The organism is Streptomyces sp. JH14, assembly GCF_029428675.1.
Lineage (GTDB): Bacteria > Actinomycetota > Actinomycetes > Streptomycetales > Streptomycetaceae > Streptomyces.
In genome coordinates this window covers 4,758,050-4,783,740 of record NZ_JAJNEL010000001.1, presented here as the reverse complement: position 1 = coordinate 4,783,740, position 25,691 = coordinate 4,758,050, and the positions used below count along the sequence as shown (strand labels likewise).

Sequence of the window (25,691 nt, the reverse complement as noted above, 5' to 3'; positions counted from 1 at the left end):
CGACGACGGCCCCTCCGTGAAGGAGCCAGCCATGTCGATGATCCGTGACCTGCGCGCTGCCGTGCGTCCCTCCCTGCGCAAGACCAACGCCCTGCACAGCAATTACGACACCACCCGCGACCCGTCCGCCTCCAGCGCGGTCGTCGACTGCGCGGTCTACCGCGACGGACGGCGCCAGGAGGGCGGCAACTGCCTCACGCCGCACGAGGCGATGCTCCGGGTGCGCGAGGAGGGCGGCTTCGCCTGGATCGGCCTCCACGAGCCGACCGAGGCGGAATTCGCCGGGATCGCCCGGGAGTTCGGCCTCCACCCGCTCGCCGTCGAGGACGCCGTCCACGCCCACCAGCGGCCGAAGCTGGAGCGGTACGACGACACGCTCTTCACCGTCTTCAAGACCATCCACTACGTCGAGCACGCCGAGCTCACCGCCACCAGCGAGGTCGTCGAGACCGGCGAGGTGATGTGCTTCACCGGACGCGACTTCGTCATCACCGTCCGGCACGGCGGGCACGGCTCGCTGCGTGCGCTGCGGCACCGGCTGCAGGACGACCCCGAGCTGCTCGCCAAAGGACCGTCGGCCGTCCTGCACTCCATCTCCGACCATGTCGTCGACGGCTACATCGCGGTGGCGAGCGCCGTCCAGGACGACATCGACGAGGTGGAGATCGAGGTCTTCTCCACCCCCGCGAAGGGCAGCCCGCGCGGTTCGGACGCCGGCCGGATCTACCAGCTGAAGCGTGAGGTACTGGAGTTCAAGCGGGCCGTCTCGCCGCTGCTGCGGCCGATGCAGCTGCTCAGCGAGCGGCCGATGCGGCTGGTCGACCCGGACATCCAGAAGTACTTCCGGGACGTCGCCGACCACCTGGCGCGGGTGCACGAAGAGGTCATCGGCTTCGACGAACTGCTGAACTCGATCCTGCAGGCCAACCTGGCGCAGGCGACCGTCGCGCAGAACGAGGACATGCGCAAGATCACGTCCTGGGCGGCCATCATCGCCGTACCGACCATGATCTGCGGCGTCTACGGCATGAACTTCGACCACATGCCGGAACTGCGGTGGACCTACGGCTACCCGATGGTGATGGGTGTCATCGGGGTGGTCTGCTTCTCCATCCACCGCTCGCTCAAGCGCAACGGCTGGCTCTGATCCCGGCCCTCACACGGCTCGAATAGAGTGCGGGGCATGACTGCTGCTGCCGCTGACTCGCTGCTCGGACCGGCCCTCGTCGAGGAGGCCACCAAGAAGTCCGGCCTCATCTGGGTACGGGGCACCGGGCCCGCGCGGGCGCTGTGGCACGTATGGCACGAGGGCGCGGCTCATCTTGTCGGGGACGGCCCCGGCGAGCAGCCGCTCCCGGCCGGTCTCACCGACGGGTCCGCCGCCGAGGTGACCGTGCGGAGCAAGGACAAGGGCGGCCGGCTGATCGCCTGGACGGCTGCCGTGACGGAACTCTCGCCGCACTCCGAGGAGTGGGAGGCGGCGGTCGCCGAGCTGAAGGGCAAGCGGCTGAACGCGCCGGACGCCGAGCAGATGACCGAGCGGTGGGCGCGCGAGTGCCGGGTGCTGCGGCTGACGCCCGGCGACTTCCGTACGGAGCTGCCGGACGCCTCGCACGCGGCGGCGCCGCTGCCGACCCCGGCGACCACGCGCCGCCCCGTGCCCGACGCGCTCCCGCGTCTGCTGCTGAAGCGCCGCCGCAAGAACTGACGCGACCGGGCGGCGCTACGAGGAGGACCTGGGAAGCTGCCGTCCGTAGTCGACGGTGTCGCTCTTGTCCGGGGCCTTCAGGTCGAAGTCCGTGCCCCAGTCGGCGAGCGTGACGATGCCTCCGCCACCGCCGCGGGCGAACCGCAGCGGATAGGGCGTGCCCTTCAGCGAGACGTCGAGCGCGCCGCCCTCGCCCTTGCCGCCGAGGATCTGGACGGTACGGACGGAACCCACCTTGCCGTACTCGCCCTTGTTGACCTTGCCGTGCAACGTGAGCATGCCGCCGAGCAGGGTCTTCATGTCCGTGAAGCCGCGCAGCTGCTTGTACGTGGGGTCGTCCTGGGGGACCTTCACATACTTGTCCTCCAGCTTGTCCCCGGCCGCGTCACCCTTGCTGTCCTCGCCGCCCTTCTCGTCGTGGCTCCAGAAGCCGGAGTCGGCCTTCAGATAGACCTCGTCACCGATCCGCAACAGCTCGAACGTGCTGCTCTTCGACGTGACGGAGCCCGTGCCGCCGTCCTCCTTGAGCCGCATGTCGATCTTGTACGTGCCGCCCTTGCTGACCAGCGTGCCGGCCAGCCGCACCGCGTCCGCCGAGTCCGCCGCCGTCTGCGCCCGCTTCTCGATCTCCGTCGCCTCGAGTCTGCCGACGCCGTTGGTCCCCTTGTCCGGATCCTCGCTGCCGCACGCCGTCAGGGCTGCGGTCAGGCCCGCGCAGAGCAGGACGGCAACAGCGGTCCGGCGGCGGGGAGCGACGGGTGGGACAAAAGAGGTCACGGGCGCACTGCCTCTCATCTGCATGTCGGGGGTGGCTGACGGCAGCGTACCGGTGCCGGGTACGCCGTCCGACGCAGAGCCGTACGGGCGGCTCCACCGGGCCGACCCGGAGCGGTACGGGCTAGCCTGATCACGACATAACGGTTAATAAGCAGAAAGTACGGACGGGCTCCCTCTCGACGGGGCGGAAGGAGGCGCACCACATGGCATCAGGCACCCCCCGGGTCTTCGTCTCGCACCTCTCCGGTGTGCCCGTCTTCGACCCCAACGGTGACCAGGTGGGCCGCGTCCGCGACCTGGTCGCGATGCTGCGCGTCGGCGGCCGGCCGCCCCGGCTGCTCGGATTCGTCGTGGAGGTGATCAGCCGGCGCCGGATCTTCCTCCCGATGACCCGGGTGACCGGGATCGACTCGGGCCAGGTCATCACCACCGGAGTGGTGAACATGCGGCGCTTCGAACAGCGCCCCACCGAGCGCCTGATCCTCGGCGAGTTCCTGGACCGGCGGGTCCAGCTGGTGGAGACCGGCGAGGAGGTCACCATCCTCGATGTCGCGATCCAGCAGTTGCCGGCCCGCCGCGACTGGGAGATCGACAAGTACTTCGTACGCAAGGGCAGGGGCGGCGCCCTGCGCCGCAAGGGCGAGACCCTGACGGTGGACTGGTCGGCGGTCAGCGGCTTCTCGCTGGAGGAGCACGGGCAGGGCGCCGAGTCGCTGGTCGCCACGTTCGAGAGGCTCCGCCCCACCGATGTCGCCAACGCCCTGCACCATCTGTCTCCGAAGCGCCGGGCGGAGGTCGCCGCCGCACTCGACGACGACCGGCTCGCCGACGTCCTGGAGGAGCTGCCCGAGGACGACCAGGTGGAGATCATCGGAAAGCTCAAGGAGGAGCGCGCCGCGGACGTCCTGGAGGCGATGGACCCGGACGACGCGGCCGACCTGCTCTCCGAGCTGCCGGAGGAGGACAAGGAACGGCTGCTGATGCTGATGCGGCCGGACGATGCGGCGGATGTGCGGCGGCTGCTGGCGTACGAGGAGCGGACCGCGGGCGGTCTGATGACCACCGAGCCGATCGTGCTGCGGCCGGACGCCACGGTCGCCGACGCGCTGGCCCGGGTCCGCCGCTCGGACCTGTCCCCGGCGCTCGCCGCGCAGGTGTACGTGTGCCGGCCGCCGGACGAGACGCCGACCGGCAAGTACCTGGGCGCGGTCCACTTCCAGCGGCTGCTGCGCGACCCGCCGTTCACCCTGGTCAGCTCGATCCTCGACAGCGACCTCGTACCGCTGACCCCGGACACCCCGCTGTCGGTGGTGACCAGCTATCTGGCCGCGTACAACCTGGTCTCGGTACCGGTCGTGGACGAGGGCGGGGCGCTGCTCGGTGCGGTGACCGTCGACGACGTGCTCGACCATCTGCTGCCGGAGGACTGGCGGGAGACCGATATCCACGGCGAGGAGTGGGTCGCCCGTGGCAGGTGAGGACCGCTCCCGGACCCCGAGGGCCGGTTCCCGTGTGCCGGGTGCCGGATCCCGTGTGCCGGGTGCCGGATCCCGGGCGTCGGGTGCCGGATCCCGGGCGTCCGGGTCCGGGCCGGGACCCTCGTTGACGGGGTCGTCGGCGATGACCCGCACCAGGGGCCGGCTCGACCAGCCGAAGGAACCGCGGCGTCAGCTGCTGCCGGAGTACGACCCCGAGGCGTTCGGCCGGTTCTCCGAACGGATCGCCCGCTTCCTGGGCACCGGGCGGTTCATCGTCTGGATGACGCTGATCATCATCGTCTGGGTGCTGTGGAACGTCTTCGCCCCGACGCCCCTGCGCTTCGACCAGTACCCGTTCATCTTCCTGACGCTGATGCTGTCGCTCCAGGCGTCGTACGCGGCCCCGCTGATCCTGCTCGCGCAGAACCGTCAGGACGACCGCGACCGGGTCACCCACGAGCAGGACCGCAAGCAGAACGAGCGCTCCATCGCGGACACGGAGTACCTCACCCGGGAGATCGCGTCCCTGCGGATGGGTCTCGGCGAGGTCGCCACCCGGGACTGGATCCGCTCGGAACTCCAGGACATGGTGAAGGACATGGACGAGCGGCTCTCCGTATTTCCGGCCGAGAGTGACGAAGACCGCTGACGGCCCATCCCGGAGGCGGGCGCGGGCGCCGTAACATCGTCGTATGGCTACCGAAGACGCGGTGCGCGAAGCACTGGCGACAGTGAACGACCCGGAGATCCACCGACCGATCACCGAACTCGGCATGGTCAAGTCGGTGGAGATCGCCGCTGACGGTGCGGTCGCTGTGACGGTGTATCTCACAGTCTCCGGCTGCCCGATGCGCGAGACCATCACCAAGAACGTGACCGACGCGGTGTCGAAGGTCGAAGGCGTGACCCGTGTCGACGTCACGCTCGACGTGATGAGCGACGAACAGCGCAAGGAGCTCGCGACGTCGCTGCGCGGCGGTACGGCGGAGCGCGAGGTGCCGTTCGCCAAACCCGGCTCGCTGACGCGGGTGTACGCGGTGGCGTCCGGCAAGGGCGGCGTCGGCAAGTCCTCCGTCACGGTGAACCTGGCGGCGGCGATGGCCGCCGACGGCCTGAAGGTCGGTGTCGTGGACGCGGACATCTACGGCCACAGCGTGCCGCGGATGCTCGGTGCGGACGGCAAGCCGACCCAGGTCGAGAACATGATCATGCCGCCGTCGGCGCACGGTGTGAAGGTCATCTCCATCGGCATGTTCACCCCGGGCAACGCCCCGGTGGTGTGGCGTGGTCCGATGCTGCACCGGGCGCTGCAGCAGTTCCTCGCCGATGTGTACTGGGGCGACCTGGACGTCCTGCTTCTCGACCTGCCGCCGGGCACCGGTGACATCGCGATCTCCGTGGCACAGCTGGTGCCGAACGCGGAGATCCTGGTCGTCACGACCCCGCAGCAGGCCGCGGCCGAGGTGGCCGAGCGGGCCGGCTCGATCGCCGTACAGACCCACCAGAAGATCGTCGGCGTCGTCGAGAACATGTCGGGCATGCCGTGCCCGCACTGCGACGAGATGGTCGACGTGTTCGGCACGGGTGGCGGCCAGAAGGTGGCCGAGGGCCTGACGAAGACGGTGGGCGCGGAGGTGCCGGTGCTCGGCTCCATCCCGATCGACGTACGCCTGCGTGAGGGCGGCGACGAGGGCAAGCCCGTGGTCCTCTCGGACCCGGACTCCCCGGCCGGCAAGGCACTGCGCACGATCGCCGACCGGCTCGGCGGCCGCCAGCGGGGCCTGTCGGGCATGTCCCTGGGCATCACCCCGCGCAACAAGTTCTGACGGACGCCGGGTCCTCGGTCTCCGCGGCGGGAAACAAGCCCGTTCCCGATCTCCCCCATGGCCCCGAGGCCATGGGGGAGATCGGCGGCGGCAACCGGCCGCCCCGGTGAAACGCGCTACGCGTACGCGGCAAGGTCTCCGACCACCGAGAACCCCAGGCCGTACGCGCTCATCCCCCGCCCGTACGCCCCGATGTGCACCCCGCCGTGCGCCGACCCCGCCAGCACCCACCCGTACTCCGACTCGCGGTAGTGGAACGGCGCCGGAACCCCGTCCACCGGCAGGGACAGCACCGACCACGCGGGCCCGTCCAGATCGTCGGCGAGTTCGAACGCCGTCTCCGTCTGCTGGTCCAGCCAGTCGTCGCGCAGCGTGTGGTCCAGCTGCGGGGGCCAGGTGTATGCCAGCAGGCCGGAGCCCGCCAGCCAGGCGGCCGACGACACCGTGGTCGCCTCCAGCACCCCCGTACCGTCGCCACTGCGCCGTACGGGGCTGCTCGCCACGGTCACCACGACCGCGAACCGGTGCTTGTCGCCGGCCGAGTCGCCCCGTACAAGAGGCTCGTCGCCGTGCCCGGTCGATCCGTGTTGCACCGTGCCGTCCGCCGCCGTGCCGACCTGCATCAGCCAGCGCGGCCCGGTGAAGGCCGCATCCAGTCCATACCAGGGAAACGGCGCCTGCAGATAGCCGTCGACCGTACGCCGGGCCGCCGGCACCTCCTCCTCGGTGACTGCGCTGGGCGCACCTTCCGCGCCTGCCCGACTCGTCGTCTCCATCTGCCCGGCCGCCTCCTCGATCGCTAGGGTCCGGAGTGGCCCGCCCCCCTCGGGCAGCCTCGCAACCGGACAGTTGGAGAATAGCCATACCGTCCGGACGAGTCGGGATTGACCGGTGTCAGGTGGCGTCTGCGTCGAAGGGCGGACGGTCGTCCTTCGCGGGGTCTTCGCGCTTCTTGAGCCGGTCGGAAGCGCCCGGGGAGCCGTTCGCCGCGGTGATCGCCGCACTGCCCGACACGCCGCCCGCGGCGTCCGCGGACGCGGTCTCGCGCCCGTTCACCGCGTCGGTGACTTCGGCCATTTCCTTGCGGAGGTCGAAGCTCTCGCGGATCTCCTTCAGCCCGAGGTCGTCGTTGCCGTCCATGAGCTGCTTGCGGACGAACGTCTTCGGGTTGAGGTCCTCGAACTCGAAGTCCTTGAACTCCGGGCCGAGCTCCGTGCGGATGTCTTCCTTGGCGCTCTCGGAGAACTCGCGGATCTTGCGGATGAAGCGTGAGGCGTCCTGGATGACCTTGGGCAGCTTGTCCGGGCCGAAGACGAGCACGCCGAGGATCACGAGCGTCACCAGCTCGAGTGCGCCTATGTCATTGAACACCTAGCTGCTCCTCGTGTTCTCCGAGACCATGGACCAGGTCGGATGAGGTCCGGCCCCGGCCCACGGTACCCGGCGAAACTGTCCGGGCGGTAGCGTCCCGGTGCTGTCACGTCCCCGTTGCGGACCCGAGGGTCAAAGTCATGGACAGGTCTTTACCACCGCGGGTCAAGCCGAGGTCCAATCGGTCGCCCGGACGGTGTGCGCGGATCTTCACGATCAGCTCCTCGCCGCTGTGCACCCGTTGGCCGTCCACCTCGGTGATGATGTCGCCCGGCTTGATGCCGGCCTTCGCCCCCGGACCGCCCGGTGTCACCGAGGGCTTGCCCTCGGCGCCCTTCGCGCCGACCTTGGCGCCGTCCCCCGTGTACTTCATGTCCAAGGTGACGCCGATCACCGGATGTGTGGCCTTTCCGGTGTTGATCAGCTCTTCGGCGACCCGTTTGCCCTGGTTGATCGGGATGGCGAAGCCGAGGCCGATGGAACCTGCCTGACCGCCCTCGGTCGTGCCGCTGTCGGCGGCGCGGATGGCGCTGTTGATGCCTATGACATGGGCGTCGGTGTCGACGAGCGGGCCGCCGGAGTTGCCCGGGTTGATGGGGGCGTCGGTCTGCAGCGCATCGACATAGCTGACGTCGCTGCCGTCGCCCTTCTCGCCGCCCGCGGTGATCGGCCGGTCCTTGGCGCTGATGATGCCGGAGGTGACGGTGTTCGACAGGTCGAAGGGGGCGCCGATGGCCACGACCGGGTCGCCGACCTGCACATTGTCGGAGTTGCCGAGCGGCAGCGGCTTGAGTCCGGAGACGCCGCTGACCTTGACCACGGCGAGGTCGTAGCCGCTGTCCTTGCCGACGACCTCGGCGCGCGCGGTCTCGCCGCCGCTGAACGTCACCGTGATGTCGCCGGAAGCGCCGGCCGGAGCGACGACGTGGTTGTTGGTGAGGATGTGGCCCTCGTTGTCGAGGACGAAGCCGGTGCCGGTGCCCGATTCGGTGGTGCCGCTGACGTGGAGGGTGACCACGCTGGGCAGGGCGCTGGCGGCGATGCCCGCGACGCTGTCGGGGGCGCGGCCGCCACCGTTCTTCGCGGTCTGCGGAAGTTCGACCGTGGTGAGGCCGCCGTTGCGCTCGATGTAGGCCCCGATGCCGCCGCCTATGCCACCCGCCACCAGGGCCAGCAGCAGCGCGCCGACGAGCAGGGAGCCACGCCTGCTCTTCTTGCGTCCGCCGTCGGGTCCGGTCGGTGTACCGGGGTGGGTCAACGGCTGCCGGGGGGCGCCCCAGGGGTCGTACTGCAGCCACTGCGTGGCCTGGGGCGGCTGCGGCGGGGGCGTGAAGGCCGGAGCGGAGCCGGGGACCTGGGCGGGCGCGGGGGGCAGGCCGGCGCCGTTGGTGCCCGCGTAGGGCGGGGGGACGGGGGTGCCGTGGGCGGGTGTCGGGACCGGGCGCTGCACGGGCGGTGCGGGCGCCCAGGGCCCGGGGCCGCCGTACGGCGGGGTGCTGTACTCGTCGGGCTCGTGGAGCGGCTTCATCCCGGGGGCGGGCGCCTGGACCGCCGGTGCGGGCGCCTGCACCGCGGGGGCGGGCGCGGGGGCCGGGGCGACGGGAGACGGGACCGGCGCCGCGGGTGCGGGCGCCACCGCCTCGGGGGCCACCGGTTCGGGCGCCACAGGCTGCGCGGGCGCGACGGGAGCCGGCGGGGCCGTCTGTGCAGGCGGCCCCGCCACGGGCGGTACGGGGGTGTCCGCGGCCCTCGCGTCCTCGACCGGTGCATCCGCCGTGGCTGCTGCATCCTCCGGAGCCGAGGTGGTCGTGGTGCGCCCCGGCGTGGGGCGGCTCCACCACTTCACCTTCGGCCCGGTGGGCTTCGCGTCGTCCATGTTCTCCCCGCAACTGCCGCAACCGGCCTCTGCACGCCCCCGGAGGGGCGCCCCTCCGGAATTCCTCCCGGGATTCAACCAGGTTTGCGAACGGCTGCGCAGACCCGGTCAGCGCCGGGCAGAGAGCGGCAGTCCGTGATCCGCGGAGCCCGGCATGGCCGAGGCCGATGTGGGCGTCCAGGAGGAGGCCGGCGAGGGCGCGGGGGACGCGGCGGCCACGGGGGGCAGGCCGCTGCCCAGCGCCCGCGTGAACAGGGGGCTGGTGGCTGTCGGACGTATCAGCGAAGGCACGGACACATCGGTCAGCACCGAGGCCACGAAGGGATTGGGCATCGCGGGACCCGAACCGAACAGTGCCGGCACCAGGCCGTTCGGCTGCCGGAGCGGCGTGGCGACGGCCGAGCGGTTGCCGAGCGCGGTCGAAGAGCCGTGCGGGCCCCCGCTACGGCGGTTGGTCGCGCCGGCGCTCTCGGCGCGGGCGGCGGCATCGAGCGGAGTCGCGTTGTTTCCGGCGCCCTCGGCACGGATCGCGGTGTCGGTGCCGGAATCCGTCGGCAGTGCGCCACCCAGCGCGATGGCCGCCAGCGAGACGGCGCTGGCCGCTGCGAAGGCGAACCTCCGTCCGCGCCACGGCGAACGGTCCCCGTCCCGGCCCACCTCATGGATCCGGAACGCGGAACCCGATGCGGAACCCGGGAGCACCCCCGCGGCACCGTGCGGCGCCGGAACATAACCGAAGCGGTCGAGCGGCGACTTCCCCGAAGGCGAATCGCTGCGGCTACCGGAAGGCGGGACCACGGGGAAGATTCCGTCGGCGAACCGTCCGGCGCCGCCGAATGGTCTTCCTTGGCCGTCGTCGTCACCCCCCGGCCCTCCGGGAAGACCCTGCAGCCGGGCGAGGAACCCCTCGGACGGCGAAGGCGGGGCGGACTGGGCGAAGACGCTCTTCAGCCGCCGCTGGGCGGCAGCCTCGGACTTGCACCTGGCGCATGTCGCGAGATGCGCGAGCACCCGGTCGCGGACGTCGTGTGTGAGCTCACCGTCGACAAGCGCGGCAAGCCGGTCCCCGAGGTGCTGTTCCGCAGGGGTCGGTCCTGTGCCGCTCACGCCGATCCGCCCTCCCCCGCCACCATCGCGCCCGCCAGCGAGCGCTGCTCGGCGCGGGCCTCGGGCGAGCGGTGCTGCAGCGCCTTGCGCAGATGCGAGCGTCCGCGGTGGATACGGCTGCGCACCGTGCCGAGCTTCACACCGAGTGTCGCGGCGATCTCCTCGTACGAGAGCCCCTCGATGTCGCAGAGCACGACCGCGGCACGGAACTCGGGCGCAAGGGTGTCCAGCGCCTGCTGCACGTCCGCGTCGAAGTGGGTGTCGTTGAAAGCCTGCTGCGGGGACGGCTCACGGCTCGGCAGCCGCTCGGCGGCGTCGTCGCCGAGGGAGTCGAAGCGGATCCGCTGCTTGCGGCGGACCATGTCCAGGAACAGATTGGTCGTGATGCGGTGCAGCCAGCCCTCGAACGTGCCGGGCGTATAGGTCGACAGCGAACGGAACACCCGGACGAACACTTCTTGCGTGAGGTCCTCGGCGTCGTGCTGGTTACCCGTCAGTCGGTAGGCAAGGCGGTAGACACGACCGCTGTGCGTGCTGACGATCTCTTCCCATGTGGGCAGCGTCCAGGCCTGGGAGTCCGCGTCCGAGGCGAAGGCCGCAGTCGGCGCGGAGTCGTTGGAAGAACTGTCAGCAATGTTGGTCACGGATTTCGGCTCACCCGCCGACCTGAGAAAGCGCCGCAGCACTCCTCCCCGATCCACAGGCGCAGCCGCACCTCCCCTGTCGGCTCCGGTGGTGTCCAGTGGAGCCCCTACCATAGCCACCTCGCCCGTTAGCTCCGGATAAGCCTTTTTCCTGCTGGGGTCGGGGATCTCCCCGGAACCACCTGCCGTGACGCACGGTGCCCGTTCTGCGGGCCCTGTCCACGCGCTTTCCCCTGCCTCCTCATAACGCCCGGTCCCATCTGCGGGTTCCCGGGTCCAGCGGATACAGTCACCGTTGCGCCAACTACGGGGACAGGAGAGGGTCATTACCGCCAACCGGCAGACGAGCTGGGCGTTCGCCGACGCCTTTGTCGCCGAGGACGAAGCACTGCGCTGGGCCAGAGACCGGGCCCGGGACGCAGGACTCCGCTCGGTGTCGCCAGGCACCGGCGCCGCGCTGCGCCTGCTCGCTGCCACGACGGACGCCAAAGCGGTGGCCGAGATCGGCACCGGGACCGGCGTGTCCGGCATCTATCTGCTGCACGGGATGCGACCCGACGGCGTACTGACCACAGTCGATCCGGAGCCGGAGCGTCAGCAGTTCGCCCGGGAGGCGTTCCGGGCCGCGGGGTTCGCCGCCAATCGGGCCCGGTTCATCCCGGGCCGTGCCCTCGACGTACTTCCGCGGCTCGCGGACGGCGGATACGACCTGGTGTTCTGCGACGGCGACCGGCTGGAGAGCCTGGACTGCCTCGCTGAATCGTTGCGCCTGTTGCGGCCTGGTGGCCTGGTCTGCTTCGAGGGCGTCTTCGCCGACGGCCGCACGGTGGATTCGGCGGCGCAGCCCGCAGAGGTGCTGAGGCTGCGGGAGCTGTTGCGGGCGGTGCGGGAGAGCCAGGAACTCATGGCCACGTTGCTGCCGGTCGGTGACGGGCTGCTGTGTGCGGTGCGGCGGGGATGACCGCTCCGCGCCCTCACGGGGGCGTCCGCCGGTCCGTGGCCGACGGCGCGTGTGCTCGACGGGCTCCGGACGCACCACTGCCCCGGCACGGGCTCCGTGGCGGGGCAGTGGTGAAGTGTGGGCGCCTCTGCGTCAGCCGACGACCTTCTTGAGGGCATCGCCGAGCGCATCGGCCTCGTCCGGAGTCAGCTCCACAACAAGCCGACCGCCGCCTTCGAGCGGAACGCGCATGACGATGCCCCGCCCCTCCTTTGTCACCTCGAGCGGGCCGTCGCCCGTCCGCGGCTTCATGGCCGCCATGCTCGTTCCCCTTCCTGAAACCAGCTCATATCCACCGGCGGCCCCATGACAGGCGCTGTGTCACCGGCATCGAACACATTGCTTCTTGGCCATTATCCCGCATCACCGACCCCGATGACCAACATCGGTCTGCATCGCTTGCGCAACGCGCTCCCGCAAAACCACCCAATTCGGCGATCCGGCTGCGATACTCCGCCGCCATCACCCCTGCATCGGAGCGCAATTGTTAGACGCAGGTCACATGTGCGCGCTCCGCGATGTCGGCCATGCTTGCCTCGACAGGCATTGCCCGAGGCGCAAAGGGGACAGCAAATGGCGGACAACGTGGCCGAAACGGTGCTCTACGAAGTGACCGACGGGCTCGCGACGATCACGATCAACCGGCCCGAGGCGATGAACGCCATGAACACGGCGGCCAAGGTGGCACTCCGTGACGCGCTGCAGACGGCTGCGGCCGACACCGCCGTACGGGCCGTTCTGCTCACCGCGACCGGGCGCGCCTTCTGCGTCGGCCAGGACCTCAAGGAACACGTCGCCACGCTCTCCGACACCCGCGAGGCCGGCACGGGCAATGCGCTGAGCACCGTGCGAGAGCACTACAACCCGGTCGTACGAGCGATCACCGAGATGGAGAAGCCGGTCGTCGCCGGGGTCAACGGGGTCGCGGCCGGTGCGGGCTTCGGGTTCGCCCTCGCCTGCGACTATCGGGTGGTGGCCGACAGCGCGTCCTTCAACACCTCGTTCGCCGGGGTCGCGCTCACCGCCGACTCGGGTGTCTCGTGGACGCTGCCTCGGCTGATCGGCCAGAGCCGCGCCGCCGACCTGCTGCTCTTCCCGCGTTCGATCTCCGCGCAGGACGCCTACGAGCTGGGCATCGTGAACAAGCTGGTGCCTGCCGCAGACCTCGCCGCCGAGGCGCTGGCCGTGGCCCGCAGGCTGGCGGACGGCCCGACGGTGGCGTACGCCGCACTGAAGGCGTCCATGGCGTACGGTGCCGGCCACACGCTGTCCGAGACGCTGGAGAAGGAGGACGAACTCCAGACCAGGGCGGGCGCGTCGGAGGACCACACGATCGCCGTGCAGGCGTTCCTGGACAAGGCGACGCCGAAGTACCTGGGGAGGTAGCCCCCGCTACGCCGCGGCGCCCCGGGCCACGCAGTCGGCCATGTGGTCGTCGACCAGGCCGCACGCCTGCATCAGGGCGTAGGCCGTCGTGGGGCCGACGAATCGCAGACCGCGCTTCTTGAGGTTCTTGGCAAGGGCGGTGGACTCCGGGGTGACCGCCGGAACGTCGCCGAAGGTGCGCGGGACGGGGCGGGTGGCCGGGTCGGGGGCGTACGACCAGATCAGTGCGTCCAGCTCACCGTCCGGCCAGCCGGCCAGCACCTTGGCGTTGGCGAGGGTGGCCTCGATCTTCGCGCGGTTACGGATGATCCCGGCGTCGGCGAGGAGCCGCTCCTTGTCGGCGTCGGTGAACTCCGCGACCGCGGAGATCTTGAACCCGGCGAAGGCGCTGCGGAACCCTTCGCGGCGGCGCAGGATCGTCAGCCAGGACAGCCCGGACTGGAACGCCTCCAGGCAGAGCCGCTCGAACAGGGCGTCGTCGCCGTGGACGGGGCGGCCCCATTCGGTGTCGTGGTACTGGAGGTAGTCGTCGGTGGACAGTGCCCAGGAACAGCGCAGCCTGCCGTCGGCCGCTGCTTCGACGCCGGCGCCGCTCATCGCTGACCCTCCTCGTCGGGCCGGTGCCCGGACTCAGGCCCGCGCGAAGAACCCGACGGTCCGGACTCGGACCCGGTCGGCCGCCCCGGGTGCGGCGGTTCCCAGGGGACCCGGCCGGGCTGCGGCGGCCGGTCCTGCGGGGCCTTGAAGAGCCCCTTGCCGCCCCCCGCGGTCGCCTGCGCACCGGCGAGGGCCGACTCCAGCTCGGCGATCCGCGCGTCCCGTTCGGCGAGCTCGGCGCCCAGCCGGCCGAGGGCGTCGTCGACGTCCGTCATCCGGTAGCCGCGCGGCACCACCGGCAGCCGCATGGCCTCGATGTCCGCGCGGCCGACCGGGCGGTTCGCCGGCAGCGGGTCGGTCAGCTGCTCGGGCGCCACGTCCTGCAGGATGTGGCTCCCCCCTCCACCGACCACCGCGAGGGTGACCGCGGCCACGACCACCACCATCGCCAGCAGCAAGAACCAGAACACGCGCATCTCCCCGGGTGCGAAAACCTGTCCGGCTCCGATCGTGCCATGCGCTACCGACAGTTAGGGTCGCAGACGACCCACGGAGCGGTCTGCAGGGCGGTCTACCAGAGGAGATACACGGAATGCGAAGCGGTGCGCTCAGGCTGGGGCGGCGCGAATTCGGGGCGCACGAGCCGGTGATCATGGCGATCGTGAACCGTACCCCGGACTCCTTCTACGACCAGGGCGCGACCTTCCGCGACGAGCCCGCGCTCGCCCGGGTCGAGCAGGCCGTCGCGGACGGGGCCGCGATCATCGACATCGGCGGGGTGAAAGCCGGTCCCGGCGAGGAGGTGACGGCCGATGAGGAGGCCCGCCGCACGGTCGGGTTCGTCGCCGAGGTGCGGCGCCGCCACCCCGATGTCGTCATCAGCGTCGACACCTGGCGGCACGAGGTGGGCGAGGCGGTCTGCGCGGCCGGTGCGGATCTGCTGAACGACGCGTGGGGCGGCGTGGACCCGAAGCTCGCGGAGGTCGCCGCGCGGTACGGGGCGGGGCTGGTGTGCACGCACGCGGGCGGCGCCGAGCCGCGGACCCGGCCGCACCGGGTCGTGTACGACGACGTGATGGCGGACATCCTGCGGGTGACGGTGGGGCTGGCCGAGCGCGCGGTGGAGCTCGGGGTGAGGCCGGACGGCATCATGATCGACCCCGGCCATGACTTCGGGAAGAACACCCGGCACTCGCTGGAGGCGACCCGCAGGCTCGATGAGATGGCGGAGACCGGCTGGCCCGTACTCGTATCGTTGTCCAACAAGGACTTCGTCGGGGAGTCGATCGACCGGCCCGTGAAGGAACGGCTGATCGGAACGCTGGCGACGACGGCGGTGTCGGCGTGGCTGGGGGCGCGGGTGTACCGGGTGCACGAGGTGGCGGAGACCCGGCAGGTGCTGGACATGGTGGCGTCGATCGCGGGACACCGGGCACCCGCGGTGGCACGGCGGGGGCTGGTGTAACCGGGGCGCCGCCCCCTGCCGCCCCTTGCGGAAACCGGGGCGAGTCCCGGACCCTCTTGGCCCTCGGACGCCGGACGGGCTCGTTCGAGCCCTCCGGCGTCCGAGGGGGCGGGGCCGTCGCTCGCCGGCGGACTCAAACTGCAGGACCGTGCGGGCCGACTTCCTTGGAGACCAGGTTGACCGCCTCCTCCACGCTGTCCGTGACGTGGAACAGCATCAGATCGCTCTCGGACGCCTTGCCCTGCGCCACCACCGTGTCCCGCAGCCAGTCCACCATCCCGCCCCAGTACTCCGTACCGAACAGGACGATCGGGAAGCGGGTCACCTTGCCCGTCTGGACGAGGGTGAGCGCCTCGAAGAGTTCGTCGAGCGTGCCGAGGCCGCCGGGCAGGACGACGAATCCCTGCGCGTATTTGACGAACATCATTTTTCGTACGAAAAAGTAGCGGAAGTTCAGCCCGAGGTTCACGTACTCGTTCAGGCCGGCCTCGAAGGGCAGCTCGATCCCGAGCCCGACCGAGACGCCCGCTGCCTCCCAGGCCCCCTTGTTCGCCGCCTCCATCGCGCCCGGGCCACCCCCGGTGATCACCGCGAAGCCGGCCTCGACCAGGGCCCGCCCGATCTGCACCCCCGCCTCGTACACCGGCGTGCCCACCGGCGTACGGGCCGAGCCGAAGACACTGATCGCACTCGGCAGCTCGGCCAGCGCACCGAAGCCCTCCACGAACTCCGACTGGATGCGCATGACCCGCCAGGGATCGGTGTGCACCCACTCCGAGTCGCCCTCGGTATCCAGCAGGCGCTGGTCCGTGGTCCCCGGCTGGATCTGATCCTTGCGGCGCAGCACCGGCCCGAGCCGCTGTTCCTCCAGTGCCCGCAGGCCCTCGGAGTCGGGGTTGCTCATCGGCTGCTCCCTTCGCGTACCGGTCGTTCCGCTCAAGCGTAGATCTACGCGGGTTACACGCGAGGGACATCAACATGTCCACCGCGAAAGCCCCGGGCCGGACGCCCCACGCCGGCGGTGGCCGGGGCGCCCGCCGAACCGAAGTCGCGCCCGGCGAGCGCGCCGCCCCCTCCTGGACGAAGGACGAACCCCGCGGGTCAGCCCGTGAGCCAGGAGCGGAGCCGTTCCTCGCAGTGGGTGATGTGGTCGACCGCCACGTGTTCGTTGCGCTTGTGCGCGAGGAGCGGGTCGCCGGGACCGTAGTTCACCGCGGGGACGCCGAGCGCGCCGAAGCGCGAGACGTCCGTCCAGCCGAACTTCGGCCGGGCGGTGCCGCCGACCGCCGCCATGAACGCCTCGGCCGCCGGGTGGGAGAGGCCGGGCATCGCCGCCCCGGAGTGGTCGTCGACGGTGAATTCGACGACGCCGCAGTCCGCGAAGACCTCGTGGACATGGGCCACGGCCTCCTCGGCCGTGCGGTCGGGTGCGTACCGGTAGTTGACGACGACGGTGCAGGCGTCCGGGATGACGTTGCCGGCGACGCCCCCTTCGATCCCCACGGCGTTGAGACCCTCGCGGTACTCCAGCCCGTCGATCACCGGCCGGCGCGGTTCGTACGCGGCGAGGCGGCCGAGGATCGGTGCGGCGGCATGGATGGCGTTGGACCCCATCCAGCTGCGTGCGGAGTGCGCGCGCTCCCCCGCCGTGCGGAGGTGGACCCGCAGGGTGCCCTGGCAGCCGCCCTCCACCTGGCCGTCGGACGGTTCGAGGAGGACGGCGAAGTCGCCCTCCAGCCAGTCCGGGTGGGCGTCGGCGACATGGCTGAGCCCGTTGAGGTGCGCGGCCACCTCTTCGTTGTCGTAGAAGACGAAGGTGAGGTCGCGGTTGGGCTCGGGCACGGTCGCGGCGATCCGCAGCTGCACGGCGACGCCGGACTTCATGTCGGAGGTGCCGCATCCCCAGAGCACCCCGTTCTCGTCGAGCCGGGACGGAACGTTGTCGGCGATCGGGACGGTGTCGATGTGCCCGGCGAGCACGACGCGTTCGGTGCGGCCCAGACCGGTCCTGGCGACGACGTTGTTGCCGTGCCGGTCGACGGTGAGATGCGGGAGGGCGCGCAGCGCCGTCTCGATCGCGTCGGCCAGCTCCTTCTCGTCTCCGCTGACCGACGGGAAGTCGACGAGCCGGGCGGTGAGGGACGGGCCGTCCAGGGTGAGGTCAAGCGTGCTTTCAGGCATGCCGTCGACCCTAGAGGACTTCGGCGGAGAGGCCATGGGGGACTTCGCCCTCGGCTGCCGCGGAGCCCTCCAGTACGGTGGCCCCGTGCCCCGGACCGCCTCTTCCTCCCGCCGACACACCGGCCGCAGCCGCCTCTTCCGTATCGCGGCAGCCCTTACCGTACTCCTCGCCGTGGCCGGTTATCTGACCGTGCAATACGTCACCGGCAACAAAGGCACCGAGCAGTGCACGGTGCAGTCCGCCGACGGTTCGGCGGGCCGGGGGCGTACGTACCGGATGAGTCCGGAGCAGGCGGCGAACGCCGCGACGATCTCCGCGGTCGGCACCTCGCGCGGGATGCCGGAGCGCGCGGTCACGATCGCTCTGGCGACGGCCCTGCAGGAGTCCGGGCTGCGCAATATCGAGCACGGCGACCGGGATTCGCTCGGACTGTTCCAGCAGCGTCCCTCGCAGGGCTGGGGCACCGAGGAGCAGATCCTGGACCCGGTGTACGCGGCCGGGGAGTTCTATCAGCACCTGGCCAAGGTCCCCGGTTACTCTCGGCTTCCGCTGACGGTCGCCGCGCAGCGTGTGCAGCGCAGTGGCTTCCCGCAGGCGTACGCGAAGCACGAGCCGGACGCCGCACTGCTGGCCGCCGTGCTGACCGGCCGGACGCCGGCCGCACTGGACTGCACGCCGATGCGGACGGCGGCCGGTGCGGCCGGTGCGGCCGACACGGCGAAGGTGCGGGCGGAGCTGGTGCGGACCTTCGGCAAGGGCGTGCTGCCCACCATCGGCGCAACGACCGGTGGGACCTCGGGCGGGGCGTCGGCGGCCGGCACGGTCTCGGTGCCGGTGAAGTCCGCCCGTACCTCCGGGGACGGCTCCACGGCGCAGCGCGGCTGGGAACTCACGCACTGGGCGGTGGCGCAGGCCGAGGCGCTGGACATAGACGAGGTCGCCTACGCGGGCAGGGTCTGGAAGGCCGGATCGGGCTGGCGGACGGAGCGTGCGGAATCGGGCGCCACAGAGGTCCGCATAGGACTCGTCCGCTAGTACGGAAGGTCCCCTGTACGAGCTATCCGGCTTTTCCGGAACCGTCCGTTGTCACGCCCTCCGGGAGCCTCCTCCCCCGTACCCCGCATCCCTTGAGAACAAAGGGAAGTGACGGTTCATCGGGCACTTCTGGAATGCATTGTCTGCCCGGGTTCCTCCATTGCCGATTATGTGACGCATTACCGACTCTTTACCTCGGCACACCGCAACCTCCCCCGCCCCCGCGACGGTTGTCACAGCGTCCGGTCCACGGACAGAGATTCCACACCCCGTCGAAGGAGCATCATGTCCCTCCCCCTGACCCGTCGGATCGCCCGTGCCGCGCTGCTGATCGCGGCGGGCGCAGCCCCCGTGGTCGGTGCGGCCGGCGCCGCAGGTGCCGCGGAGCTCCCGCAGGCCCCCGAGCTCGGCGGTCTGACCACGGTCGACGGCGCCGGTCTCGGCAAGGCCGTCGGCGGCGCGTCCCAGCAGGACACCCAGGCCGCGGGCGCCGCCAAGCTCGTCGGGACGGCCCTCCCGGCTGCGGCCGGGACCGTCGGCAAGGCGGGCAGCCAGGCCGCCCCCACCGCGGAGAAGGCCGCGGGCGGTGCCGGTGAGCTGGTCGACGGGGCCATGGGTGCCGCACCCAAGGGCGGCCTGCCGGCCAAGGGACTGCCGATGCAGGGCCTGCCGATCGGCTGATCCGGTCGGACGTGCGAGAGGGCCCCGGGAGTGCGTACTCCCGGGGCCCTCTCGCACGTCCGACCGGATCACGCGGGCTCCGGCCGCGCGGTCGCAGACCGTCATGCGGCCCGGGTCAGGACAGCCGCTTGACCGCGGCCTCGACGCGCTCGTCCGTCGCCGTGAAGGCCACGCGTACGAAGCGGTCGCCCGCCGGCCCGTAGAAGTCGCCCGGCGCCACCAGGATGCCGAGCTCCGCGAGGTACGCAACCGTCTCCCAGCACGGCTCGTCGCGCGTCGCCCACAGGTAGAGGCTCGCCTCGCTGTGCTCGATCCGGAAGCCGTGCGCCTCCAGCGCCGTCCGCAGCGCCGCGCGACGGTCCGCGTACCGGGTCCGCTGCTCGGCGACGTGGGTGTCGTCGCCGAGTGCCGCGATCGTCGCCGCCTGGACCGGGGTGGGTGTCATCATCCCGCCGTGCTTGCGGATCAGCAGCAGCTCGCTGAGGACGGCCGCGTCACCGGCGACGAAGGCCGCGCGGTATCCGGCGAGGTTGGAGCGCTTGGAGAGCGAGTGGACGGCGACGATGCCCTCGTACGTGCCGCCGCAGACGTCGGGATGGAGCACGGAGACCGGTTCGGCCTCCCAGCCCAGCTCCAGGTAGCACTCGTCGCTGAAGACCAGCACGTCGTGCTCGCGCGCCCAGGCGACGATCCGGGTCAGCTCGTCCTTGGCCAGGACTCGGCCGGTCGGGTTGGACGGCGAGTTGAGCCAGAGCAGCTTGAGTCCGGCCGGGTCGAGCTCGGTCGGGTCGTCGTAGACGACGGGCTCGGCGCCGCAGAGCCGGGCGCCCACCTCGTACGTGGGGTAGGCGAGCCGCGGGTAGGCGACCTTGTCGCCCGCGCCGAGGCCGAGCTGGGTCGGCAGCCAGGCCACCAGCTCCTTGGAGCCGACGACCGGCAGCACGTTCTCGTGCGCCACGGAGACCGCCCCGAGGCGCCGCTCCACCCAGCCGGTGAGGGCGTCGCGGAGTTCGGCGGTCCCCCACACCGTCGGATAGCCCGGGCTGTCCGCGGCGGCGACGAGCGCCTGCTGGATCAGGCCGGGCACCGGGTCGACGGGGGTACCGACGGACAGGTCGACGATGCCGTCCGGGTGGGCCGCAGCGGTCGACTTGTAGGGCGTGAGCTTGTCCCAGGGAAAGACCGGGAGGCGGGAGGAGACTGCTGCGGACACGGATCTCTGCTTTCTCGTACGAGGGTTACGAGGGTGATACGGGTGGTTCGGGGGCCGTCGGCCGCCCGGCCCGGAAAACACCCCGGCCCCGCACGGTGACGAGCCGTACGGGGCCGGGGCGGCGCACGTGCCGGCCGCTGCTTACTGGTTCTGCGGCGGCAGCGCTGCGATGAACGCGTGATCGCGCTCGATCAGGCCCAGCTTGGAGGCACCACCGGGCGACCCGAGGTCGTCGAAGAACTCGACATTCGCCTTGTAGTAGTCCTTCCACTCCTCCGGGGTGTCGTCCTCGTAGAAGATCGCCTCGACCGGGCATACCGGCTCACAGGCTCCGCAGTCGACGCATTCGTCCGGGTGGATGTACAAGGACCGCTGGCCCTCGTAGATGCAGTCGACGGGGCACTCTTCGATGCAGGCCTTGTCCTTTACGTCGACACAAGGCTGCGCGATGACGTAGGTCACGCTGTCGTTCCTCCTCGGTAGGGCGTTGGCTCTCGCGCGGGAGCGCGGCGTCGTCGATGCCCGCACCTAGTATCTCCGTTCCGGGGCACGAACCGAACAGGAGGGGCGGACAGAGCTGTGGAATTCACCATCGGCGGACGACTCGAGGTCCGAATTACACCCGCTGACGTGGGCAAACGGGTATCAGTCCGACGCCGCTCCGAGAGTGGTGCGGCCGGGTCGCAGTTCACGGACACGGTAGGCGTTCTCACATCCTGGGACGACGGTGTGCTGTCGATCACACCGAAGAGCGGTGATTCCGTCCACATCCCGCAATCGTCGCTGGTGGCGGGCAAGGTCGTACCGTCCGCACCGGCCCGCCGCCGGGGCCCGGCGGCCACCTTCGCCGAGCTCGCCCCCGTCTGCGCCCGGGCCTGGCAGCCGGTGGAGAGCGAGCGGCTCGGCGACTGGCTGCTGCGCTCCGCGAAAGGCTTCACCCGGCGTGCCAACTCCGTACTGCCGCTCGGCGACCCCGGGGCGCCGCTCGACGAGGCACTCGCGCGGGTCGAGCGGTGGTACGAGGACCGCGGACTGCCCGCGTACATCCAGACCGCGACCGGTGCCGAGGGCACGCAGGAGGAGCTGTGCGCGGAGCTGGAGCGAAGCGGGTGGCGGCGCGAGGTGACGGCGGAGGTGCGCATCGCGGCGCTGGCCCCGATCGGTGACCAGGACGCGGACGTGGCGCGGGTGCGGCTGAGCCGGGAGATCGACGAGGCGTGGCTCTCCCGCTACCAGCGCTTCGACACCCCGGGCCCGCATGTGCTGAAGGTGCTGGGCAGCGGGCCGTCGGTGTGGTTCGCCACCGTGCCGGGCGACACGGAGGGCGATCCGCCGGCGGCGATCGGGCGGTGCGTGGTGGACGGGCGCTGGGCGGGCTTCATGGCCGTCGAGGTCGATGTCGCGTACCGGAGGCAGGGGCTCGCCACCGCCGTGATGACCGCACTGGCCCGGCAGGCGCTGGACGAGGGGGCGTCGGCTGCGTGGCTGCAGGTGGAGGCGGACAACGAGCGGGCGCGGGCGCTCTACGACCGGATGGGTTTCGCGACGCATCACCTGTATCACCACTTCAGGTCGGCGTAGCCGGGGAAGGTACCTACGTGTCCCCGATGGACCCAACGAATCCCCCGAACCCGCCGGGCCCGGGGAGGGACGAGCTGCGACGGCAGTTTGCCGAGGAGGCGCGCGCCGAGCGGCCCGACCTGGCGCTGCTCTGTCTACTGCTGGCCGCGGAGGCCGACCCGGCGCTGGACACGGACGGGATCGACACGGCGCAGATCGAACTGGACCGGCTGGCGGGCCTGCTTCCGTACGGGATCCGGGGCGGGCGCGCCTGGGCATCGGCGCTGGCCGAACTGCTGGGTGAACGGTGCGGATTCGCGGGCTCCTCGGCCGATTACCAGCGGCTGGAGTCGTCGCTGCTGCACGACGTGCTGCGGCGCCGGCGAGGGCTGCCGATCCTGCTGTCGGTGGTGTGGATCGAGGTGGCCCGACGGGCGGGCGCCCCCGTGTACGGGGTGGCGCTGCCGGGTCATTTCGTCGTCGGGTTCGGCGATCCGGCGGAGCGGGTACTGGCCGACCCGTTCGCCGGCGGCCGTCCGATGACCGGCCAGGACGCGGAGTTGCTGGTGACGGGGGCGACCGGGGCGACGCTGGAACCGTCGATGCTGGTGCCGGCCCGCCCGCTGGAGATCGTGCTGCGGATCCTGAACAACATCAGGGCGTGGGCGGCGGTGCGCCCGGAGTGCACGCGGGTGGCGCTGTGGGCGGTGGAACTGTCGCTGTTGCTGCCTTCGCACCCGGCGAGGCTGCGGTACGAGCGGGCGCAGCTGCTCGTACAGAGCGGGGAGTTCCTGCGCGGCGCCGCAGAGATGGAGGAGTACGCGGATCTGGTGGGGGCGGTGGAGCCGACGGCGGCGGAGATGATCCGGGGGCGTGCGCGGGCGGCGCGGGCGTTGCTGAACTAGGCGGACGTTGCTGAACCAGGGAGTGCAGCGAGGCCCTGCGGCCGGCGCTTCCGGCGTACCGATGCGACACAAGGCGACTTGACATGCTCACGTCATATCGCACTCATGACATCCGGTCTCCGGACGCACCCGCGCACCCCCGGCCGGCGCCGGGGTGGTGTCGCCGGCACCGCCGACACCCTTGACGGATCACACGCAGAGGAACAGAATCCGCAGAGAAATATGAACTTAAGTTCATCTGGCGAACAAGATGTGTGAGGCGGGCGGATGGACAAGGTGATCGCCTCGGCCGCGCAGGCCGTGGCAGACGTCCACGACGAAGCGTCGTTGGCAGTCGGTGGCTTCGGCCTCAGCGGCGTGCCGAACACACTGGTCCAGGCGGTGTACGACGCCGGAGTCGGCGGACTGGGCGTGGTCTCGAACAACTGCGGCGCCATGGACTCCGGTCTCGCCGTCCTGCTCTCGGCAGGCCGGATCGCCCGCGTCACGGGCAGCTACATCGGCGCGAACAAGGAGTTCGCCCGGCAGTACCTCGCCGGTGAGCTGGAGGTCGAGCTGATCCCTCAGGGCACGCTCGCCGAGCGGCTGCGCGCCGGGGGCTGCGGCATCCCCGCCTTCTTCACGCCGGCCGGCGTCGGCACGCAGGTCGCCGACGGTGGACTGCCCTGGCGCTACGACGGCTCGGGCGGGATCGCGGTGGCATCGCCGCGCAAGGAGACCCGCAAGTTCGACGGCGTCGAGTACGTGCTGGAGCGGGGTATCACCACCGACTTCGCACTCGTCCGGGCCGCCAGGGGTGACCGGCACGGCAACCTGGTCTTCAACAAGTCGTCCCGCAACTTCAACCCGCTGGCCGCCATGGCGGGCCGGATCACCATCGCCGAGGTCGAGGAGCTGGTCGAGCCGGGCGAGATCGACCCGGACCAGGTCCATCTGCCGGGCATCTTCGTCCAGCGGGTGGTGGCGCTCACTCCCGAACAGGCCGCTGACAAGAAGATCGAGAAGCGCACCACCAGGGGGGTGTCGGCCTGATGGCCTGGACGCGAGACGACATGGCCGCCCGTGCGGCCCGCGAGCTTGCCGACGGCGAGTACGTGAACCTCGGCATCGGGCTTCCGACGCTGATCCCGAACCACCTCCCCGAGGGCGTCCACGTCGTGCTGGAGTCGGAGAACGGCATCCTCGGCACCGGCCCGTTCCCCCACGACGACGAGGTCGACCCGGATCTGATCAACGCCGGCAAGGAGACCGTCACCGTCCTGCCCGGCGCCTCCTTCTTCGACTCGGCGCTCTCCTTCGGGATGATCCGCGGCGGTCACATCGACACCGCCGTGCTCGGTGCCATGCAGGTGTCCGCCCGCGGCGACCTCGCCAACTGGGCCGTGCCCGGCAAGATGGTCACCGGCATCGGCGGTGCCATGGACCTGGTGCACGGCGCCCGCCGGGTCATCGTGACGATGACCCACACCGCCAAGGACGGCAGCCCGAAGATCGTCGACGAGTGCACTCTGCCGCTCACCGGCAGGGCCTGCGTGGACCGCATCATCACCGACCTCGGAGTCCTGGACGTCACCGACGACGGGCTCGTCCTGGTGGAGTGCGCCCCGGGCGTCCCTGCCGAGGAGATCCAGCGCAGGACGGCCGCCCCGGTCCGGATCGCCGCGGCCCTCGAAGAGAGCGCCCGATGACCCGTCAGCTGCGCGACGTCTACATCGTCGACGCCGTCCGCACCCCGGTCGGCAAGTACGGGGGCGCCCTGTCCGGGGTGCGCCCCGACGACCTCGCGGCCGGAGTGCTGCGGTCCCTGCTGACCCGTACGGCGGACCTCGACCCGGCCAGGATCGACGACGTCTTCTTCGGCAATGCCAACGGCGCCGGCGAGGAGAACCGCAACGTCGCCCGGATGGCCGTGCTGCTCGCCGGACTGCCCGTCACCGTCCCGGGCAGCACCGTCAACCGGCTGTGCGCCTCCGGCCTCGAAGCCGTCGTCCAGGCCGCGCGCGCCATCGCGGTCGGCGACGCATCCGTCGCCGTCGCGGGCGGTGTGGAGTCGATGAGCCGCGCCCCCTGGGTACTGCCCAAGCCCGAGCGCGCCTTCCCGGCCGGCAGCCAGGAGCTGTTCTCCACCACGATCGGCTGGCGCATGGTCAACAAGCGCCTGGAGCCGCAGTGGACCGTCCCGCTCGGCGAGGGTGCGGAACTGATCGCCGACCGGTACGGCATCACGCGCGAGCAGCAGGACGCGTTCGCCGTGGCGAGCCACGAGAAGGCCGCCCTCGCCTGGAAGAACGGCCTGTACGACGGCGAGGTCGTGCCCGTCGAAGGCGTCGTCCTCACCCGTGACGAGACCATCCGGGACAACACGTCGCCCGAGTCGCTGGCCAGGCTGAAGACCGTCTTCCGCCCGGACGGCACGGTCACCGCCGGCAACGCCTCGCCGCTCAACGACGGCGCCGCCGCACTGCTGCTCGTGGACGAGGAGGGCCTGAAAGCCACCGGCCGTGAGCCGCTGGCCCGTGTCCGCGCCTCGGCCGTCACTGCCGTCGAGCCGCAGTACTTCGGTCTCGGCCCCGTCGAGGCCGTCGGCAGGGCCCTGACCAGGGCCGGCCGCGGCTTCGGCGACCTGACCACGTTCGAACTCAACGAGGCCTTCGCGGCCCAGTCCCTGGGCTGCTTGGCCGAATGGCCCGATCTCGACCCCACCGTCGTCAACCCGCGCGGCGGAGCCATCGCCATCGGCCACCCGCTCGGTGCCTCCGGTGCCCGTATCGCCGGAGCCGTCGCCCACCAGCTCGCCGCCGCGGGCTCCGGAACCGGCGTCGCCGCCCTCTGCATCGGCGTCGGACAGGGCCTCGCCCTGGTCCTGGAAAGGTAGGAAAC

General features: G+C 71.1%; 28 protein-coding genes. 15 read left to right on the top strand and 13 right to left on the bottom strand.

All coding sequences use genetic code 11. From position 1 onward, the window contains the following. Positions 1–31: 31 nt before the first annotated feature. Both LRD69_RS21760 and LRD69_RS21755 read left to right on the top strand, forming a co-directional pair. Positions 32–1,147, top strand: coding sequence for a magnesium and cobalt transport protein CorA (locus LRD69_RS21760; RefSeq protein WP_277328222.1), 1,116 nt, complete (start codon positions 32–34; stop codon positions 1,145–1,147). Positions 1,148–1,183: 36 nt separating this feature from the next. After that, positions 1,184–1,708 (top strand): hypothetical protein, encoded by a 525-nt coding sequence (locus LRD69_RS21755; protein WP_277328221.1) that lies wholly within the window; start codon positions 1,184–1,186, stop codon positions 1,706–1,708. A gap of 15 nt (positions 1,709–1,723) precedes the next feature. Here LRD69_RS21755 and LRD69_RS21750 read toward each other — a convergent pair whose 3' ends face one another. Then, the gene (locus LRD69_RS21750; RefSeq protein ID WP_277328220.1) at positions 1,724–2,485 is read right to left on the bottom strand and encodes a hypothetical protein; all 762 of its coding nucleotides are present in this window, start codon (positions 2,483–2,485) and stop codon (positions 1,724–1,726) included. Positions 2,486–2,688: 203 nt separating this feature from the next. On the opposite strand from LRD69_RS21750, the gene LRD69_RS21745 reads away from it, so the two are divergent. The 3 genes from LRD69_RS21745 (at position 2,689) to LRD69_RS21735 (ending at position 5,789) form a co-directional block, all read left to right on the top strand. After that, positions 2,689–3,963 carry a CBS domain-containing protein gene (locus LRD69_RS21745; RefSeq protein ID WP_277328219.1) on the top strand — a complete coding sequence of 425 codons (1,275 nt, stop codon included), beginning with the start codon at positions 2,689–2,691 and terminating at the stop codon, positions 3,961–3,963. Positions 3,964–4,105: 142 nt separating this feature from the next. Continuing rightward, the gene (locus tag LRD69_RS21740; protein ID WP_277328218.1) at positions 4,106–4,612 is read left to right on the top strand and encodes a DUF1003 domain-containing protein; all 507 of its coding nucleotides are present in this window, start codon (positions 4,106–4,108) and stop codon (positions 4,610–4,612) included. 43 nt (positions 4,613–4,655) lie between these two features. Next, positions 4,656–5,789: an Mrp/NBP35 family ATP-binding protein gene (locus LRD69_RS21735; RefSeq protein WP_277328217.1), complete on the top strand. Its 1,134-nt coding sequence runs from the start codon at positions 4,656–4,658 to the stop codon at positions 5,787–5,789. A gap of 116 nt (positions 5,790–5,905) precedes the next feature. Here LRD69_RS21735 and LRD69_RS21730 read toward each other — a convergent pair whose 3' ends face one another. The 5 genes from LRD69_RS21730 to sigE form a co-directional block, all read right to left on the bottom strand. Then, on the bottom strand, positions 5,906–6,565 hold the full coding sequence (locus LRD69_RS21730) for a hypothetical protein (protein ID WP_277328216.1): 660 nt from the start codon (positions 6,563–6,565) through the stop codon (positions 5,906–5,908). Between the two features lie 118 nt (positions 6,566–6,683). Further along, positions 6,684–7,160, bottom strand: a complete 477-nt coding sequence (locus LRD69_RS21725; protein WP_277328215.1) for a sec-independent translocase — start codon at positions 7,158–7,160, stop codon at positions 6,684–6,686. 106 nt (positions 7,161–7,266) lie between these two features. Beyond that, the gene (locus tag LRD69_RS21720) at positions 7,267–9,036 is read right to left on the bottom strand and encodes a trypsin-like peptidase domain-containing protein (protein WP_277328214.1); all 1,770 of its coding nucleotides are present in this window, start codon (positions 9,034–9,036) and stop codon (positions 7,267–7,269) included. A 108-nt stretch (positions 9,037–9,144) separates the two neighbouring features. Further along, positions 9,145–10,143 (bottom strand): zf-HC2 domain-containing protein, encoded by a 999-nt coding sequence (locus tag LRD69_RS21715; protein WP_277328213.1) that lies wholly within the window; start codon positions 10,141–10,143, stop codon positions 9,145–9,147. Continuing rightward, positions 10,140–10,901: an RNA polymerase sigma factor SigE gene (sigE, locus tag LRD69_RS21710; RefSeq protein ID WP_277328212.1), complete on the bottom strand. Its 762-nt coding sequence runs from the start codon at positions 10,899–10,901 to the stop codon at positions 10,140–10,142. The genes LRD69_RS21715 and sigE overlap by 4 nt, the downstream gene beginning before the upstream one ends. A 181-nt stretch (positions 10,902–11,082) precedes the next feature. On the opposite strand from sigE, the gene LRD69_RS21705 reads away from it, so the two are divergent. Then, positions 11,083–11,748: an O-methyltransferase gene (locus tag LRD69_RS21705; protein WP_030915381.1), complete on the top strand. Its 666-nt coding sequence runs from the start codon at positions 11,083–11,085 to the stop codon at positions 11,746–11,748. Between the two features lie 132 nt (positions 11,749–11,880). On the opposite strand, the gene LRD69_RS21700 is transcribed toward LRD69_RS21705, so the two are convergent. Then, positions 11,881–12,048 carry a DUF3117 domain-containing protein gene (locus LRD69_RS21700; protein ID WP_003966491.1) on the bottom strand — a complete coding sequence of 56 codons (168 nt, stop codon included), beginning with the start codon at positions 12,046–12,048 and terminating at the stop codon, positions 11,881–11,883. A gap of 312 nt (positions 12,049–12,360) precedes the next feature. Here LRD69_RS21700 and LRD69_RS21695 point away from each other — a divergent pair, with 312 nt between their 5' ends. Beyond that, positions 12,361–13,173 carry an enoyl-CoA hydratase-related protein gene (locus LRD69_RS21695; RefSeq protein WP_277328211.1) on the top strand — a complete coding sequence of 271 codons (813 nt, stop codon included), beginning with the start codon at positions 12,361–12,363 and terminating at the stop codon, positions 13,171–13,173. A gap of 6 nt (positions 13,174–13,179) precedes the next feature. Here the strand turns inward: LRD69_RS21695 and LRD69_RS21690 are convergent, their stop codons facing one another. Then, positions 13,180–13,770 (bottom strand): DNA-3-methyladenine glycosylase I, encoded by a 591-nt coding sequence (locus LRD69_RS21690; protein ID WP_277328210.1) that lies wholly within the window; start codon positions 13,768–13,770, stop codon positions 13,180–13,182. Next, positions 13,767–14,240 carry a cell division protein DivIVA gene (locus LRD69_RS21685; protein ID WP_277328209.1) on the bottom strand — a complete coding sequence of 158 codons (474 nt, stop codon included), beginning with the start codon at positions 14,238–14,240 and terminating at the stop codon, positions 13,767–13,769. Before LRD69_RS21685 ends, LRD69_RS21690 begins: the two co-directional genes overlap by 4 nt. A 122-nt stretch (positions 14,241–14,362) precedes the next feature. Here LRD69_RS21685 and folP point away from each other — a divergent pair, with 122 nt between their 5' ends. Further along, complete coding sequence (gene folP / locus LRD69_RS21680) at positions 14,363–15,235, top strand: dihydropteroate synthase (protein ID WP_277328208.1); 873 nt, start codon at positions 14,363–14,365, stop codon at positions 15,233–15,235. A gap of 133 nt (positions 15,236–15,368) precedes the next feature. Here the strand turns inward: folP and LRD69_RS21675 are convergent, their stop codons facing one another. Then, positions 15,369–16,139 (bottom strand): TIGR00730 family Rossman fold protein, encoded by a 771-nt coding sequence (locus LRD69_RS21675; RefSeq protein WP_277328207.1) that lies wholly within the window; start codon positions 16,137–16,139, stop codon positions 15,369–15,371. Positions 16,140–16,336: 197 nt separating this feature from the next. Then, a complete protein-coding gene (gene dapE / locus LRD69_RS21670; protein WP_277328206.1) occupies positions 16,337–17,416 on the bottom strand; it encodes a succinyl-diaminopimelate desuccinylase in 1,080 nt (359 codons plus the stop codon). 85 nt (positions 17,417–17,501) lie between these two features. On the opposite strand from dapE, the gene LRD69_RS21665 reads away from it, so the two are divergent. Both LRD69_RS21665 and LRD69_RS21660 read left to right on the top strand, forming a co-directional pair. Beyond that, positions 17,502–18,452: a hypothetical protein gene (locus LRD69_RS21665; RefSeq protein WP_277329833.1), complete on the top strand. Its 951-nt coding sequence runs from the start codon at positions 17,502–17,504 to the stop codon at positions 18,450–18,452. A gap of 285 nt (positions 18,453–18,737) precedes the next feature. Beyond that, entirely contained in the window at positions 18,738–19,133 is a 396-nt protein-coding gene (locus tag LRD69_RS21660) for an ATP-binding protein (protein ID WP_277328205.1), read from the top strand. A 115-nt stretch (positions 19,134–19,248) separates the two neighbouring features. On the opposite strand, the gene dapC is transcribed toward LRD69_RS21660, so the two are convergent. Both dapC and fdxA read right to left on the bottom strand, forming a co-directional pair. Next, positions 19,249–20,346: a succinyldiaminopimelate transaminase gene (dapC, locus tag LRD69_RS21655; RefSeq protein WP_277328204.1), complete on the bottom strand. Its 1,098-nt coding sequence runs from the start codon at positions 20,344–20,346 to the stop codon at positions 19,249–19,251. 141 nt (positions 20,347–20,487) lie between these two features. Further along, positions 20,488–20,808: a ferredoxin gene (gene fdxA, locus LRD69_RS21650; RefSeq protein ID WP_018956287.1), complete on the bottom strand. Its 321-nt coding sequence runs from the start codon at positions 20,806–20,808 to the stop codon at positions 20,488–20,490. 117 nt (positions 20,809–20,925) lie between these two features. Here fdxA and LRD69_RS21645 point away from each other — a divergent pair, with 117 nt between their 5' ends. From LRD69_RS21645 to LRD69_RS21625, 5 genes are all read left to right on the top strand, one after another. Beyond that, entirely contained in the window at positions 20,926–21,927 is a 1,002-nt protein-coding gene (locus LRD69_RS21645; RefSeq protein WP_277328203.1) for a GNAT family N-acetyltransferase, read from the top strand. A 26-nt stretch (positions 21,928–21,953) separates the two neighbouring features. Continuing rightward, entirely contained in the window at positions 21,954–22,811 is an 858-nt protein-coding gene (locus LRD69_RS21640) for a transglutaminase-like domain-containing protein (protein ID WP_277328202.1), read from the top strand. Positions 22,812–23,078: 267 nt separating this feature from the next. After that, entirely contained in the window at positions 23,079–23,843 is a 765-nt protein-coding gene (locus LRD69_RS21635; protein ID WP_277328201.1) for a CoA transferase subunit A, read from the top strand. Beyond that, a complete protein-coding gene (locus LRD69_RS21630; protein WP_277328200.1) occupies positions 23,843–24,499 on the top strand; it encodes a CoA transferase subunit B in 657 nt (218 codons plus the stop codon). Before LRD69_RS21635 ends, LRD69_RS21630 begins: the two co-directional genes overlap by 1 nt. Continuing rightward, positions 24,496–25,686, top strand: coding sequence for a thiolase family protein (locus LRD69_RS21625; RefSeq protein WP_277328199.1), 1,191 nt, complete (start codon positions 24,496–24,498; stop codon positions 25,684–25,686). Before LRD69_RS21630 ends, LRD69_RS21625 begins: the two co-directional genes overlap by 4 nt. Positions 25,687–25,691 lie beyond the last annotated feature (5 nt).